Origin of the sequence: Acinetobacter sp. Swhac1 (assembly GCF_013390985.1) — a bacterium.
Classification (GTDB): domain Bacteria; phylum Pseudomonadota; class Gammaproteobacteria; order Pseudomonadales; family Moraxellaceae; genus Acinetobacter; species Acinetobacter towneri.
The window spans coordinates 25,509-40,720 of the sequence record NZ_JACASN010000012.1 but is presented as its reverse complement, the minus strand read 5'-3'; the positions used below and the strand labels follow the sequence as shown (position 1 = coordinate 40,720).

The window sequence follows — 15,212 nt, the reverse complement described above, 5'->3', positions numbered from 1 at the left end:
AATAAACGTGGAAACAGCAGTATGAATCAGCGCATACTGCTTTTAAGTTCTGACTTGTTTAATTTTAACTTGCTTCCTAAAACCAATCATATTTACAACTGGGCTTTAGGCAACAAAATACGCACTTTTAAACCACCTTGTTCAGCACGTGAAAATTCAATTTTTCCTGCATGCAACTCTATAATTTTCTTACAAATCGACAGTCCTAAACCAGAACCTTGAGTTTTACTGCCTAAAGCACGGTAAAAGCGTTCGCCCAAACGTGCCAAAACGTCATCAGTCACTGCATGACCATTGTCGGCGATGCAAATTTCCTGCATCAATTCATGCGGTTTCGCTTCAATCCAAATACGTCCTTGAGGTGCTGCATAACGCACTGCGTTGTCAATCAAGTTGCGCAGGCAGCTAAATAGCAATTCAGGATTGCCTTGCACTTGTATCGGTTGAATATCTGACTGAATCTGAATGGCTTTTTCCTGAATAAACGGCGTCAGACTTTGTAAAACTTCCTGCACCAAGTCTGCTATAGATACCGCACTTTTATTTAACGATGCCGCATCTGTCGGGTCTAAACGTGCCAATAACAGCAAATTTTCCAATACTTGTGTACCACGACTGACATCACGCTGAATTTGCTCTAAATCTTGTGCCAACTCAGGTTGTTGTTGGTATTTACGTTTTAGCACCTGCAAACGCAATTGAATGGCAGATAAAGGAGAGCGTAATTCATGCGAAGCATCTGCTGTAAATCGCTGTTCTGCAATTAAAGACTGCTCTACTCGCCCCAACAATTTATTCAATTGCTGCAGCATGGGTTGCAGTTCTTTCAATTCAGGTTGTGTGGGGATAATTGGCGTCAAATCATGTTGATTTTTTTCTGCAATTTGTTGGGAGAGTTGCTGAATCCGCTTAAATTGACGACCAATCATAAAATGCACAATGGCCCATTGCAGCAACCACAACAGCAATAAAATAGCGGCATAACCTAAACTGGTTGCAGCAATTTCCTTGAAGCGATATTTAAGCGGCTGCGCGACAATCACATGCAAGCCATCTTCCTCTGCCACATAGCTGCGCCAAATTTGTCCATCTTGCCAGTGAAATGAAAAACCATGCTCAGATACCACGGCAAGCTGAGACAAGTGAAGCTGAGAAATGTCATGTTCATCTTCAGAGGTGGTCAAAATCAGATCATCTAATCCCAATTGATAGGCAATATGAAATTGCTCGCTCAACTCATCGACCTGATTGCCTGCATGGTCACGCAAGTCTGCTCGCAGCAACATATCGGCTATTTCATCCATAATCTCGTCATGGACTTGCATGGTTTGGTAACTGGCAACCGCCAATAATAAAATCAGGGCGAGTCCACCCGCCAAGACCGAGCTTAAAACGGAGCTTTTAACCAGTTTGGATTGTAAAGAAATGACCTGTTTAGACATGCGGAGATCAAACTGAATTAGTTATCTTGCTGCATACGATAGCCTAAACCTCGTATGGTTTTAATGCGGCTACTGCCAATTTTTTTGCGTAATTGATAAATAAATACTTCAATCGCATTACTTTCAATTTCATCGCCCCATGCATATAAAGACTCTTCGAGCTGTTCACGAGTCACCACATGCTGCGGGTTTTGCATCAGTTTATGTAAAATCTGGAATTCCTTAGCCGTTAAATTGACCTGTTGATCATCCACTTTCACTTGTTTGCTTTGCGTGTCTAAAACCAAGTTGGCAAATTCAAGCTGCTGTGTCGGATGACTTTGCGCATTGCGTAACTGACTGCGTACCCGCGCCGAGAGTTCTTCAAGGCTAAACGGTTTAACCAAATAATCATTGGCGCCCAAATCAAGTCCCTGTACCCGATCTTGAATACTATCGCGCGCAGTAATGAAAATAACAGGAGTATCCTGTTGCTGCTGTCGTAAAGCGTGCAGAATTTCATCACCGCTATTTTTAGGCAACCCACGGTCTAACAACACACAATCATAATGATGCTGCTGAATGGCTAAAATGGCGTGATCGCCACGCTCGACCCAATCGACATTATAACCATCCATTTCCAGCCAGGTTTTAATACTTTCTGCTTGTGATACATCATCTTCAGCCAAGAGTAGTCGCATGCCATCCTCTGTTATTTTTGATGTACTTCAATTAAGAATCTAAGAATTATAAAACCACATCCCTCCTGTGAGGTATGTGGTTTTTCAGTGATGAATGCTGCTTGAAGTAAATCATGCGCACGCATTGCATGTTAGAAACGAACCTGATCGACATCTATTTCAATACGTTTTGCAGGCTTGTGATCAATATCCACTTCACCAATTAAGGTAACAGGCGTTTTGGCAGAAACGGCTTTGCCATTCCATAAGTCATCATCAATATCGACCGTAATAGTGCCTGTGTTATCACGGAACTGATATTTTTCATCACCAATAGATTTCACCACATAACCTTTTAACTGCACTTTGCTGTCATCTTTCAGGCTTAAAGCTTGTTTTACAGTTACATTTTGATGTAGTGCTTGGGTGTTAATGCTGTCGTTTGCCATGGTGATTGAAGCCATTGCCATTAAACCTGCCATCAACATTGCTTTCATTGTAAATTTCATTGCTTCACCTTTTTGTGTTGCTCATTTCGTTATGGTGATTAAAACAAAGCAAGATGAGCTGAATCTTAAGATTTCCATTTTTTAAAATTCATCGTAAAAAGTTTGAATCTGCTAATTTAATGGCACGACTCGCAACACTTCCTCTAAAGTGGTCATGCCTTCTAAAACTTTGCGTGCGCCTGCAATACGCAACGGTTCAATGCCCTCTTTTTTAGCTTGCTGACGTAATTCATTTAAATTGGCATTGGCACTGATGAGCTGTTTGGTGTCTAAACTTAAAGGCATAAACTCATAAATTCCGACCCGACCTTTATAGCCCGTTTGACGACATTCATCGCATCCGACAGGTTTAAACACTTGTGCAGGCATTTCCATAATGTAGTCAAAGGTCAAATGTTCCCAGTCTTTTTCATTTATTGAGCCTTCCTGCTTACAATGCGGACATAGCTTACGCACCAAACGCTGTGCCAAAACGCCTAAAATTGTGGCAGCAGTCAAAAATGGCTGCACGCCCAAATCATGCAAACGAGTCAAACTTGACGGCGCATCATTAGTATGCAGTGTCGATAAAACCAAATGCCCCGTCAGTGCCGCTTGAATTGCCATATTTGCGGTATCCTGATCTCGAATTTCTCCGACCATAATAATGTCAGGGTCTTGACGCATTAAGGCACGCACACCATCAGCAAAACCTAAATCAATGGCGGTATTGACCTGCATTTGGTTAAAACTCGGTTCTAACATTTCAATCGGGTCTTCAATGGTGCAGACATTGACTTCATCGGTGGCCAATTGCTTCAGTGAAGAATACAGCGTGGTGGTTTTACCCGAACCTGTAGGGCCTGTAACCAAAATAATGCCGTGACTATGTGCAGTCAGTGCATGCCATTCATTCAACAAACGACTATCAAAACCCAATTGCTGAAAACTGCGTACCAATACTTCTGGGTCAAAAATACGCATCACCAGTTTCTCACCAAACGCCGTTGGCAAGGTCGATAAACGCAGTTCGGTTTCTTGCCCTTTTGGAGTGCGGGTTTTTAAACGTCCATCTTGCGGTTTACGTTTTTCGGCTACATTCATACGCCCTAAAATTTTAATCCGTGAGATGACTGCGGTAAGCGTATTGGCAGGCATGTTATAGATGGTGTGCAACACGCCATCAATACGAAAACGTACTTTGCCTGTGTCTTTACGTGGTTCGAGGTGAATATCACTTGCGCCTTGTTCAAAGGCAAATTGCAGCACCCAATCCACCAACTTCACAATATGTTGATCATTGGCATCTGGGTTTTGGGTATCGCCCAATTGCAATAAAGCCTCGACCCCTTTATTTTCACGGTCATGTGCAGAAGATTTTTGTGATGAGTGTACTGCGCGACTCACTTGGTAATATTCGATCAAATAACGCTGTAATTGATCTGGGCTGAGTAAAACTCGCTGAATTTTTTTGGGCAATAAACTATGTTCTAAGTTGGCAACCCATTCTTTTTTATAAGGTTGATCTGTCGCAATTAACACCGCATCTGCAGTCACTTCCACCGCTAAAATACGGTTACGCAGTGCAAATTCCTGCGACATCACAGCTGTTAAAGCAGCAACATCGGCTTTTAACGGATCAATAATATAGAATGGCAAGCCTGATTTATCAGCCAGCCATTGGCATAAACGGTTTAAAGTTAAAGTGGTTTGGGGATGACTTTGATCGACCAAATTAAAGTTGGCAATCCATTGTAACGGATGCCATTTTAATTGATCACGTTGACGATGCGTGGTTTGTACCAAAGCCTGATCACGTTCGGTAATTTTGCCATCTTTGACTAATTGTTCTAAGCACCAAGTACTGTCTATTTCAAAATTAAAATTCATTGTTATATGCCCCAAAATCTGGGTTTACTATAGCAAAATAAGCATTGTTTAATAAAAACTATTTTATAAGTTTTAATTTAAAGTAAAACTTAACTATTAATTTTATTTGTGTTTTTAATATTTCAATTAAAATAAATATCTATTATGATGCTCTTGCTTAATAATTCAACACACTAAAAATTAAATTTCTGAGGGATAATCATGAAATTAAAAACTTTATCATGTGCAATTTTTGCAGCTTTTACATTGACGGCTTGTGGTGGTGGAAGTGATGGTGATAGTTCTTACCAAGGCAAAGATGTTCAGTTAAATGAAACAGAATGGGCGAGCTACGCTAGCAACGATCAGGCAGACGCAGAGAATTTATTTACTAAAATAAAATTCACAATCCAAAATAACGAACTGTATATCAATCCAGAATATCTTGCTAATGCAACCGATGTATTTGATATTTCACAAGTTGCATCATATTATGTCACCGCAAATAGCTTCTATGAAATTTCAACGCTAAAAACTCAAATTGGCTATAAATTTGGCACACTTATAAGTCAAAGCAATTCAAAATGGGTTATAACTCCATATTCTCCAACAAACGCTAAAGATCTACAACTCACAGAAAACTTTGAATTAGTCGATCTAGCATCAAAACCTATGAGTGAATATATTGATACATTTTCACACTATAGCGGTTTAAATGATGCAGGTGGTACTTTTGACAAGTTATACAGCGATACATTAAAAGGACAAACTTTCCCTAAAGGTTCATATTGCCTACGAGGTACATCAAGTTCTACCAATACCTCATATTTTGAAAGCAACGATTTTAATACTATAGACTCTCCTGAGTCATATTTTGGTAGTGGTAATTACAATACCTCTAAGTTAGGTAATTATCCTCTCTATTTGAGCAAAGAAACTGACCCAAATTATGGAACAACTGCTTTATTAAATATAGAGAATGAATATTTAATTGGTGACTATCATCGTCAAGGTGTAACATACTCACTTAGTTCTGACATTCAAAACGAACGTGAGATTTTAAAAGAGTTACAAAGTGAGCCAACTCCTGATGCTTACCAAATTAGGTTCCAAGAAAACTATATTAAATCTCTTGAAAAGGAATGTACTTTATTCAACAGCACTGCAAGCCAAGCAATTGATATTGCACAAAAATTAAAATAATTTTTTTACAGAGGTGGTTATGCAAATAACCACCTTTTTTTATATTTTATTGATATACATTTTGAATATACTATAACTCATATAAAATAAGAATATATAAAAATTTCCAGAAGAATATGAACCAAAATCTCCACCCTCTCCTGCTCAATGCGGCATTTCCCGAACTGCTCACCATGTTTGCAGCAGCACTCGGCTGTGGCTTACTGATTGGATTAGAGCGCGAACGCAGTAAAAAAAATGGACAACATCATCATTTTGCAGGCGTACGCACCTTTGGAATTTGCGCATTATTAGGTGCAATTTGCTTCTTATTGGGCATGAGCATTGCCATTGTAGGCGCACTGATTGTTGGCGGAATAGGCTTATATTCCCTCAAAAATCAAGCGGAAGATGACCCAGGTGCAACCACAGAACTGGCCTTCGTCATGACCTATTTTATTGGTGCCTTGTGTTTATGGAATATTCCATTGGCAGCAGGTTTATCGGTCATTTTGACAGGTTTACTCATGACCAAGCACACCATGCATGGCATTGTCAGTCAGTGGATTACCGAAGCTGAACTACGTGATGGCTTGTTCTTACTGGCTTTGGTGTTAATTGCCTTGCCGCTGACACCCAATACCGCACTATGGGGCAATGTACTTAATCCTTATGTGATTTTAAAATTATTGATTTTAATTTTAAGTGTGCAGGCTTTAGCGCATATCGCTAAGCGCTTACTCTCAAGCAGCAATGCCCTCATGTTGTCTGCGATTGCTTCAGGTTTTGTATCAAGCACAGCAACCATTGCCAGTTTAGGCATGGAAGTACGCGCAGGTCGTGGTGAAGCACGTGCCAACGCAGGTGCAGCGCTGATGTCTTGCGTGGCGACTTTAGCGCAAATGTTGATTATTGTGGCGGGTGTCAATCTGATTTGGTTTAAGTTATTAATTATTCCAAGTTTGGTCGGAATCGCGATTTTGGTTGTAGCGGGTGTCTGGTTGCTCAAAAAACATAAAAGTACGGCAACGGCAAAGCCAGAAACCGATACCCGTATGTTTAGCCTTAAAGAAGCCGCAATTATTGTGGCGACATTGACCGTAATTCAAGCGATGGTATACGGCTTGGAACAAACCCTTGGGGATGCAGGTTTAATCATTGGTACCCTGCTCGCCTCGTTATTTGAGGTTCATGCCGCAATTGCAACCGTGGTGATGCAAGGTCCACCGAGCCAGCAGGTACTTTTGTATGCCTTAATTTTAGGTGTGGTGGCACATGCGATTGCCAAATGCGTCAATGCCGCGCTCATTGGTGGTTTGCGCTTTGCACTGTATTTCGCCCCTGCCCAAATTCTGCACATGCTGGCGTTGGTGGCTATTTTATATATGCTGGTTTAATCGACAGCGATTAAAACAATTTTTAGGATATGTACTGCGTGCTGATCAACACGGAAACTGACATCAAAATCTGCAAAATTCATGGTGTAAATTCGTTCAGCATCATCCTGATATGCAGGTCGTGGATCTAAAGACAAGACCTGTTCCAATTCCTGCACAATTTGTGGTTGCAATACGCCTGAGCCGAGTAACTGATTTTTTTGCGCTTCTGCTGTGTCCATCCATAGCACTGTTTTTCTTATGGGTTCATCTTGCGCATAACCACTTTGTGCATCAGGCACAGCATCTGAATATTGGATATAAGGTTTAATATCCAAAATAGGCGTGCCATGCAGTAAATCTGCCCCTGTCACATAAACTCGCAGTGACTTACCCACTTTTTTGACCTGTTTAAATTGCACCACAGACAAACCAATGGGTGCAGGTCGATACATGCTGCGCGTCGCAAACACACCTATTTTTTGATTACCACCCAAACGTGGCGGACGCACTTGTGCACGAAAACAGGGGTTTTGCTGTTTCTGTACGGTTGGATGAGCATCGGTTTGGTTTTTATTGTCGTGAAATTGCCAGATTAACCATAAGTGACTAAACGCTTCGATCCCTTCAAATGCCAACACATCGTTATAAGGCGCCTGCATTTCAATATACGATTCGACTTGTACCAGATTCGGTTGACGAGGAATACCAAATTTTTCTCGGTAGGGAGAGTGCATAAATCCGATTATTGGCATTTTTAGATCAGTCTTCATCACTTTTTCTGATAAGCTCAATTAAATATATTCAGTTTATAGAGAATGATTTTAGATTAGAATAGCAAGCTGTTCTAATTTGATAATTTATTGAGACCTTTAATGGCTGCTTTCAACGTCGAAAAGATTACTCACGTACACCACTGGAATGACACTTTATTCAGTTTTAAAACGACTCGCGATACCGCACTACGTTTTAAAAACGGTCAATTTGTGATGATTGGTCTGGAAGTAAATGGCAAGCCTTTAATGCGCGCTTACTCGATTGCCAGTGCTAACTATGAAGAAGAGCTAGAATTCTTCTCAATTAAAGTACCTGATGGCCCTTTAACGTCTATTTTACAAAAAGTAAAAGTGGGCGATGAATTGCTGGTTTCTAAAAAACCTACAGGCACTTTGGTACTGGATGATTTAAATCCTGGTAAAAACCTATACTTACTTTCTTCAGGTACAGGTCTAGCTCCATTTTTGGCAACCATCCGCGACCCTGAAACTTATGAACGCTTTGAAAAAGTGATTGTGGTTCACGGTACACGTTTCATTTCTGAATTGGCTTATCAAGATTTAATTCTAAATGAATTACCAAATCACGAGTTTTTCCAAGAACTTGGTATTCGTGAAAAACTGGTATATTACCCAACCGTTACACGTGAAGAATATCCAAACCAAGGACGTGTGACCACGGCAATTGAATCGGGTGAAATCTTTGAAAAAATTGGTTTACCACGTTTTAACCCTGAAACTGACCGTGCCATGTTATGTGGTAGCCCTGCATTCTTAAAAGATGTTGCAGCATTACTTGACCAACATGGTTTAAAAGAATCACCACGTATGGGTGAATTGGGCGATTACGTGATTGAACGTGCTTTCGTTGAAAAATAAAAGCTGTTGAATCTAAAAAAACCGAGCTAAATAGCTCGGTTTTTTGTCATTAGCATCAATTAACGTACACTGCGACCTTCTTGGTTAGCACGTCCTTCACAGTGTGCACCACCACCAATTACAAACCCACGCTCTGCCTGACATGAACCAATCATACGACCACTCGAATCATAAGTTGTCACTTTTGAAGCACAACCTGTCATCAAAATAGCCGCTGTTAATGCGATTAAACTAGAAATTTTCATTGTATTACCCCTCTAAAAAATTAGTCTTGTTGCAGTGAAATCTGCGAATTATTTGGTATGGTTGGCAATAAACCCGTGCGCTCATCTACTTTAGAATAGTTAATGCCTTGTATGTTGGCACCACCATAACACACAGCTTTAGCCCCCAAAATAAAGCCCTGTGTAGCGACACATGAACCAATCACTTGCCCTGCAGTATCATAAGTCACTACTTTAGAACTACAGCCAGCCAAAGCAATCAGGCTTGCTATAGAAAATAATTTAATTAGTTTCATTTAACCCTCAATTTAAAAAAAATTAAATATCATTCATCGTGTAAATTATTTTTAAATACATCAATTTATTTTTAATTTTAGTTATATATTATTTTTTGTAAATAGCAATTTGGAATAACTTATCGTTATTTTTACTTCAAATTTTAAAATTATTGCGACTACAAAAAATTAAAAGCACTCCATCTAAATCACTCAAATCAGATGGAGTGCTTTTTACGTTTATTCTTTATTCTGGTACATTTATTCTTCGTTCAGCCAAAGCTTGCTGAATCACATGATACCCCGCTGTTAAGCCCAAACTCGCCATAATCACGGCTACCACAAGATCTGGAATCAAACTACCCGTACCAAATACACCCACTGCCGCCAAAATAACTGCGAAATTACCAATCGCATCATTACGGCTACATAACCACACCGATTTCATATTCGAATCACCATCTCGAAATGCATATAAAATCAATGCAGTAACCACATTGGCTAATAAGGCGATGATCCCAATAATACCCATGGTTATGGCTTCAGGTGGAATACCCTGTATATAGGCATAGATAACCTTGCCCATCACCACCACACCAAACAAGGCCATCGTGATGCCTTTGACCAAAGCCACAGTAGCACGCCAATACAAACTTGCACTTAACACCGCAAGTGAAATCCCGTAATTGACAGCATCTCCAAAGAAATCCAGTGAATCTGCCCATAGGGATGATGAATGGGCATAGGCACCACCTATCAACTCGATAAAAAACATGCTGAGATTGATCACCAATGCAATCCATAACGCGGTTCTAAATTTACTATTCGGTTTGATTGGCGCAGGTTCATGACTACACGTACATGCCATAGACACACCTTCTTTCAAAATGAAACTGTTTCGATTATGCTCATTTAAAACTATAGACTTAGTCCAAGGTCAAGTATGGCACAATATTTAATTCATGAATTAGCTAAAAAAGTTGGAGTCAGCACAGATACAATTCGTTTTTATGAAAAGAAACACTTACTCACCCCAAGCTTTCGTGCCGAAAATAATTATCGCTATTACAACGATGAGGCACTCAAGCGTTTGATTTTTATTAAGCGTTGCCGTGCTTTAGATATGAACTTAAAAGAAATTGAAGCCTTAATTGAATTAGAAAAACAGCCGAAACAAAACTGCTGCGCTGTGAATGAATTGATTGATGAACATTTAAGGCATGTAGAAGATAAAATTGCCGAGTTGCAGCATTTTCAGCTACAACTTCAGCAACTTAGACAAGCCTGCACCACGCAAACAACCATTGATGATTGTCAGATTTTAAAGCGACTTGAAGCCGAATAATCGCTCTCTAAGCCTTTTGTAATGCAGTATTTACGTATCTAAAATTGGATTATAAACACTTCTGATTAACACGCTTCGATAGCTGCTCGGCAGTTTCCACACGTTCAGAATAACGATCTACCAAATATGCTGCTTGCCCGCGAGTCAGCAAAGTAAATTTATATAACTCTTCCATCACATCGACAATACGGTCGTAATAGCTAGACGCTTTCATGCGGCCATCTTCCTCAAACTCTAAAAAGGCTTTAGGAATAGAAGACTGATTGGGAATGGTGATCATCCGCATCCAACGTCCTAAAATACGCAATTGATTGACGCTGTTAAATGACTGCGACCCGCCACACACTTGCATTAAAGCAAGCGTTTTACCTTGTGTGGCACGAATTGCGCCCGCGGCAAGCGGAATCCAGTCAATTTGTGCTTTGAAAATCGAACTCATTGAACCATGACGTTCTGGGCTACACCAAACCATACCTTCTGCCCACGCCAACAATTCATGCAGCTCTTGAACTTTGGGATGTGAAGCATCGCCATCTTCAGGTAAAGGCAAACCTTTGGGATGGAAAATTTTTACCTCAGCGCCAAAGTGCTCCAAAATTCTGCCCGCTTCCTGTACCGCCAAACGACTATAAGAACGCTCACGGTTTGAACCGTACATCAATAAAATACGTGGCGGATGGTTCAACGGCTTTGCCTGCACCTGTTCAAAACTTGGTGTAGGCAATAAATCTAAATCAATATTGGGTAATACCATGCTGCATACTCTTAAAACTAAAATGGGCAACGCATGCCCATGTTTTTATCTTAAACCTCAAAATGAAGAAAATTACTTTGAACTGACAATCGACTCATTTTGATAAAACTTTTTACGCAGCCATAAAGACACACTCACCAAAGCAATCAACACAGGCACTTCAACCAAAGGGCCAATAATCGTGGTAAATGCAACGGGAGAAGCCAAGCCAAACGTTGCAATGGCAACAGCAAGTGCTAATTCAAAATTATTCCCTGCTGCGGTAAAGGAAATGGCGGTCGTCCGTGGATAATCATTGCCCATCCATTTGCTCATAAAGAAGCTAATAAAGAACATGGCAACGAAGTAAATAATCAATGGAATGGAAATGCGTAAAACATCCATCGGCAAGCTCAGTACTTCTGCGCCTTTTAGTGCGAACATCGCCACAATGGTAAATAGCAATGCCAACAGACTAAATGGGCTAATTTTGGGTAAAAAAGACGTTTGATACCAATCTAAGCCTTTGCTTTTCACTAAAATCAAGCGTGTTAAAAAGCCCATCAAAAAAGGAATACCCAAATAGATTAAAACAGCTTGGGTGATTGTCCAAAAACCAACATCAATCACTTGTCCTGCCACGCCAAAATACGGCGGCAAGAAACTCAGAAACAGCCATGCATAAGTACTAAAGAATACAATCTGAAAAATACTGTTAAACGCAACTAATGCAGCCACGTATTGGTTATCACCACAAGCCAAGTTGTTCCAGACCAAGACCATCGCGATACAGCGTGCCAGACCAATTAAAATCAAACCTGTCATATATTCAGGATAGTTTTGCAAGAAAATAATCGCCAAAGCGAACATCAAACACGGAGCAATCAACCAGTTTTGTACCAAAGACAACAACAAGGTTCGGCGGTCTTTAAACACTTCTGGCAAAGCTGCGTAATCGACTTTTGCCAATGGTGGATACATCATCAAAATCAAACCAATCGCAATGGGAAGATTGACTGTTCCCACACTCATTTGATCTAAGCTTGCCGATACTGCAGGAAATACCACGCCAATCGCAACACCTAGCCCCATGGCAATAAAAATCCATAAGGTCAGATTACGATCTAAAAAAGAAAGTTTGGACTGTGCCATGTGCTTACTCGCAATGTGTTGCAATTGTAGGGTTGATGTGCGTCATCGGGCTGACATCTTGCTGCGCGATAATATTTAAAACAGCAAACGCCCATTCGGGTAAATCTGGGTTCAAACGGTAATACACCCACTGCCCCTGACGTTGATCTAGCAAAATAGATAAATTCCGTAACAACGCCAAATGACGTGATATTTTCGGTTGATTTAACTGCAATTGTTCTGTCAATTCGCATACACAAATATTGTGTTGAGCCATCACCAATTTCAGAATGTCCAGTCGGGTTGGGTCTGACAAACATTTAAAAAAATCAGTTTGATTCATTTTTTATCTGCACTTCAATATTAACTATTGCGAATATACGCATATCCATATATAAATGCAATATTGAAATTTTATCGACCTAAAACGAGTCACTACGCATGAGCAACACCATCAAAATTTTTCATAACCCTGCCTGTGGAACGTCACGCAATACTTTAGAATTAATTCGTAATACAGGACAAGAACCTGAAATTATTGAATATTTAAAAACCCCACCTACACAAGCTGAACTTACTAGCATGATTCAACAAGCAGGTTTAAGCGTGCGCGATGCAATCCGCAAAAATGTAGAACCATACGAACAGTTGCAACTTGAAGGTAGCTCACACAGCGATGCGGAATTAATTGCATTGATGGTCGAGCATCCGATTTTAATTAATCGTCCATTTGTCGTGACCGAGTTAGGTGTGAAACTGTGCCGCCCTTCTGAACTGGTCTTAGACTTGCTCACTCAACCACAATTAAAAAGCTTCAGCAAAGAAGATGGTGAAGTGGTGATTGATAAACATGGGCAACGTGTACGTTAACACGCTTTCATCCATCAGAAATTGATTATAAGCAATCTGTCAAATTGGTATTGAAAGTCCCTTCTCGTGCGTTTTGTATAGCTCAGGATGAGGAACTTTCTATATCAAGATTAGCCCCAGCGTTTCAGCACAAGTTTTCTTCTGAATCCCGAGCTATTTACTAGGTTGAATCCTAAATTTAGATTCATACAATAAAGCCATATTTCTGCTATTGCTTTTTGATCATGACCATTTCCCACGTCACCGAACTTCTCTCTCCTGCTGGTTCTTTAAAAAACATGCGCTATGCCTTTGCTTATGGTGCAGATGCAGTCTATGCAGGTCAGCCACGTTACAGTTTGCGCGTGCGTAATAACGAATTTGATCATGAAAACTTAGCAATTGGTATTCAAGAAGCACATGAATTAGGCAAAAAGTTTTATGTGGTGGTGAACATCCAACCGCATAACAGCAAACTCAAAAACTTTATTCGTGACCTAGAACCTGTGGTTGCCATGCAACCCGATGCGCTGATCATGTCTGACCCAGGTCTGATTATGATGGTGCGTGAAAATTTCCCCGACATGCCTGTACATTTATCGGTACAAGCCAATGCGGTGAACTGGGCAACGGTGAAATTCTGGCAAAATATGGGTTTAACCCGTGTCATTCTTTCGCGTGAATTGTCGATTGATGAAATTGAAGAAATTAAAAACAACGTGCCTGGCATGGAAATTGAAGTATTTGTGCATGGTGCGCTGTGCATGGCCTATTCAGGTCGTTGCATGCTTTCAGGCTATATGAATAAACGTGATGCCAACCAAGGCGCATGTACCAATGCCTGCCGTTGGGAATATAAAATTCACGATGCAAAAGAAGATGAAACAGGTGACGTAATTCCTGTCAAAAATCTTTCTGAAACTGCCGATGCAGATGAACAACACATGCAGGCACAGCATCAATTTAACGAGCCTGTGTTATTACAACGTAATGACGAAGATATGTTTGCTGCCGAAGAAGATGAACACGGCACTTACTTTATGAATTCTAAAGATTTACGTGCAGTGCAGCACGTTGACCGTTTAACTAAAATGGGCATCCATTCACTAAAAATTGAAGGTCGCACCAAATCTTATTTCTACTGCGCACGTACTGCACAAATTTACCGTAAAGCCATTGATGATGCACTTGCAGGCAAACCATTTGACCCTGCATTAATGACTCAATTAGAAGGCCTAGCTAACCGTGGTTATACCGAAGGTTTCTTGCGTCGTCATGTGCACAGCGAATACCAAAACTACGAAACAGGTTCATCAAGTTTTGATCATCAGCAATTTTGTGGTGAAGTCTTAGAACGTAATGGTGACTACATTAAAATTGATGTAAAAAACCGTTTTGTAGTGGGCGATTCTCTAGAATTGATGACGCCACAAGGCAATATCTATTTCACTTTAACTGAAATTAAAGATAAAAAAGGCAATCTGATTGAAGATGCCAAAGGTTCAGGGCATATTGTAGAAATCCCTATACCTGCAGATGTCGATATGCGTTATGCCCTGCTGATTCGCAACTTACCAAATTCGACTGCAGATATTTCTGCCTCATCGTTGGCTTATCAAGCCAACTAAGTGGCAATAAACTAAGCGAGTATTGCGATGGCACTCCTGATTACCGACCAATGCATCAATTGCGATATGTGCTTACCCGAATGCCCGAATGAAGCAATTTATGAGGGTGAAAAGGTGTATGAAATTGATGTGGCGCGTTGCACAGAATGTGTTGGGTTTTATGACTATCAAACCTGCGTTTCAGTCTGCCCAATTGAATGTATTATTCCGCATCCTGAGCATGTCGAAACCAAAGAGCAGCTACAGGAAAAGTTTAATCAGTTGAATTTATTTGGACAAAATAATAAGGCTAATTAGACTGAAATGAATCTAACTGCTGTAAATCAAACTGGATGCTAAAAAATAAAAAAAGAACT

General features: G+C 40.3%; 18 protein-coding genes. 7 read left to right on the top strand and 11 right to left on the bottom strand.

Going from position 1 to position 15,212, the window contains the following annotated elements; all coding sequences use genetic code 11:
* Nucleotides 1–92: 92 nt before the first annotated feature.
* The 4 genes from HX743_RS08080 to HX743_RS08065 all read right to left on the bottom strand — a co-directional run bounded on the left by HX743_RS08080 (nucleotide 93) and on the right by HX743_RS08065 (nucleotide 4,479).
* Nucleotides 93–1,442: a HAMP domain-containing sensor histidine kinase gene (locus HX743_RS08080; RefSeq protein WP_178318930.1), complete on the bottom strand. Its 1,350-nt coding sequence runs from the start codon at nucleotides 1,440–1,442 to the stop codon at nucleotides 93–95.
* A 17-nt stretch (nucleotides 1,443–1,459) separates the two neighbouring features.
* A complete protein-coding gene (locus HX743_RS08075) occupies nucleotides 1,460–2,122 on the bottom strand; it encodes a response regulator transcription factor (RefSeq protein WP_096901847.1) in 663 nt (220 codons plus the stop codon).
* Between the two features lie 131 nt (nucleotides 2,123–2,253).
* Nucleotides 2,254–2,610: a NirD/YgiW/YdeI family stress tolerance protein gene (locus HX743_RS08070; protein WP_096901845.1), complete on the bottom strand. Its 357-nt coding sequence runs from the start codon at nucleotides 2,608–2,610 to the stop codon at nucleotides 2,254–2,256.
* Between the two features lie 111 nt (nucleotides 2,611–2,721).
* Nucleotides 2,722–4,479, bottom strand: a complete 1,758-nt coding sequence (locus HX743_RS08065; RefSeq protein ID WP_004972956.1) for a GspE/PulE family protein — start codon at nucleotides 4,477–4,479, stop codon at nucleotides 2,722–2,724.
* Between the two features lie 201 nt (nucleotides 4,480–4,680).
* Between HX743_RS08065 and HX743_RS08060 the strand changes: the two genes are divergently transcribed.
* Together HX743_RS08060 and HX743_RS08055 are read left to right on the top strand one after the other, a co-directional pair.
* Nucleotides 4,681–5,661, top strand: coding sequence for a hypothetical protein (locus tag HX743_RS08060; protein ID WP_178318929.1), 981 nt, complete (start codon nucleotides 4,681–4,683; stop codon nucleotides 5,659–5,661).
* Between the two features lie 116 nt (nucleotides 5,662–5,777).
* The gene (locus HX743_RS08055; RefSeq protein WP_178318928.1) at nucleotides 5,778–7,037 is read left to right on the top strand and encodes a DUF4010 domain-containing protein; all 1,260 of its coding nucleotides are present in this window, start codon (nucleotides 5,778–5,780) and stop codon (nucleotides 7,035–7,037) included.
* On the opposite strand, the gene tsaA is transcribed toward HX743_RS08055, so the two are convergent.
* Nucleotides 7,034–7,789 carry a tRNA (N6-threonylcarbamoyladenosine(37)-N6)-methyltransferase TrmO gene (gene tsaA / locus HX743_RS08050; RefSeq protein WP_035310989.1) on the bottom strand — a complete coding sequence of 252 codons (756 nt, stop codon included), beginning with the start codon at nucleotides 7,787–7,789 and terminating at the stop codon, nucleotides 7,034–7,036. The genes HX743_RS08055 and tsaA overlap by 4 nt on opposite strands.
* Before the next feature lie 102 nt (nucleotides 7,790–7,891).
* On the opposite strand from tsaA, the gene HX743_RS08045 reads away from it, so the two are divergent.
* On the top strand, nucleotides 7,892–8,671 hold the full coding sequence (locus HX743_RS08045) for a ferredoxin--NADP reductase (RefSeq protein ID WP_004972950.1): 780 nt from the start codon (nucleotides 7,892–7,894) through the stop codon (nucleotides 8,669–8,671).
* Nucleotides 8,672–8,730: 59 nt separating this feature from the next.
* Here the strand turns inward: HX743_RS08045 and HX743_RS08040 are convergent, their stop codons facing one another.
* From HX743_RS08040 to HX743_RS08030, 3 genes are all read right to left on the bottom strand, one after another.
* The gene (locus tag HX743_RS08040) at nucleotides 8,731–8,916 is read right to left on the bottom strand and encodes a hypothetical protein (RefSeq protein ID WP_004972947.1); all 186 of its coding nucleotides are present in this window, start codon (nucleotides 8,914–8,916) and stop codon (nucleotides 8,731–8,733) included.
* Nucleotides 8,917–8,936: 20 nt separating this feature from the next.
* Nucleotides 8,937–9,191, bottom strand: a complete 255-nt coding sequence (locus tag HX743_RS08035) for a hypothetical protein (RefSeq protein ID WP_004972946.1) — start codon at nucleotides 9,189–9,191, stop codon at nucleotides 8,937–8,939.
* Nucleotides 9,192–9,417: 226 nt separating this feature from the next.
* Nucleotides 9,418–10,038: a cation transporter gene (locus HX743_RS08030; protein WP_178318927.1), complete on the bottom strand. Its 621-nt coding sequence runs from the start codon at nucleotides 10,036–10,038 to the stop codon at nucleotides 9,418–9,420.
* Nucleotides 10,039–10,113: 75 nt separating this feature from the next.
* On the opposite strand from HX743_RS08030, the gene cadR reads away from it, so the two are divergent.
* Nucleotides 10,114–10,515: a Cd(II)/Pb(II)-responsive transcriptional regulator gene (gene cadR, locus HX743_RS08025; protein ID WP_004972941.1), complete on the top strand. Its 402-nt coding sequence runs from the start codon at nucleotides 10,114–10,116 to the stop codon at nucleotides 10,513–10,515.
* A 49-nt stretch (nucleotides 10,516–10,564) separates the two neighbouring features.
* Here cadR and arsH read toward each other — a convergent pair whose 3' ends face one another.
* The 3 genes from arsH to HX743_RS08010 form a co-directional block, all read right to left on the bottom strand.
* Nucleotides 10,565–11,269: an arsenical resistance protein ArsH gene (gene arsH, locus HX743_RS08020; RefSeq protein WP_004972939.1), complete on the bottom strand. Its 705-nt coding sequence runs from the start codon at nucleotides 11,267–11,269 to the stop codon at nucleotides 10,565–10,567.
* Between the two features lie 72 nt (nucleotides 11,270–11,341).
* A complete protein-coding gene (arsB, locus tag HX743_RS08015) occupies nucleotides 11,342–12,400 on the bottom strand; it encodes an ACR3 family arsenite efflux transporter (protein ID WP_004972938.1) in 1,059 nt (352 codons plus the stop codon).
* Nucleotides 12,401–12,404: 4 nt separating this feature from the next.
* Nucleotides 12,405–12,722 (bottom strand): metalloregulator ArsR/SmtB family transcription factor, encoded by a 318-nt coding sequence (locus HX743_RS08010; protein WP_004972936.1) that lies wholly within the window; start codon nucleotides 12,720–12,722, stop codon nucleotides 12,405–12,407.
* 98 nt (nucleotides 12,723–12,820) lie between these two features.
* On the opposite strand from HX743_RS08010, the gene arsC reads away from it, so the two are divergent.
* The 3 genes from arsC (at nucleotide 12,821) to HX743_RS07995 (ending at nucleotide 15,153) form a co-directional block, all read left to right on the top strand.
* Complete coding sequence (gene arsC / locus HX743_RS08005; protein ID WP_004972934.1) at nucleotides 12,821–13,249, top strand: arsenate reductase (glutaredoxin); 429 nt, start codon at nucleotides 12,821–12,823, stop codon at nucleotides 13,247–13,249.
* A 224-nt stretch (nucleotides 13,250–13,473) separates the two neighbouring features.
* Complete coding sequence (yegQ, locus tag HX743_RS08000) at nucleotides 13,474–14,856, top strand: tRNA 5-hydroxyuridine modification protein YegQ (protein ID WP_131261785.1); 1,383 nt, start codon at nucleotides 13,474–13,476, stop codon at nucleotides 14,854–14,856.
* Nucleotides 14,857–14,883: 27 nt separating this feature from the next.
* Nucleotides 14,884–15,153, top strand: a complete 270-nt coding sequence (locus HX743_RS07995; protein WP_004972931.1) for a YfhL family 4Fe-4S dicluster ferredoxin — start codon at nucleotides 14,884–14,886, stop codon at nucleotides 15,151–15,153.
* The last annotated feature ends 59 nt before the right edge of the window (nucleotides 15,154–15,212 follow it).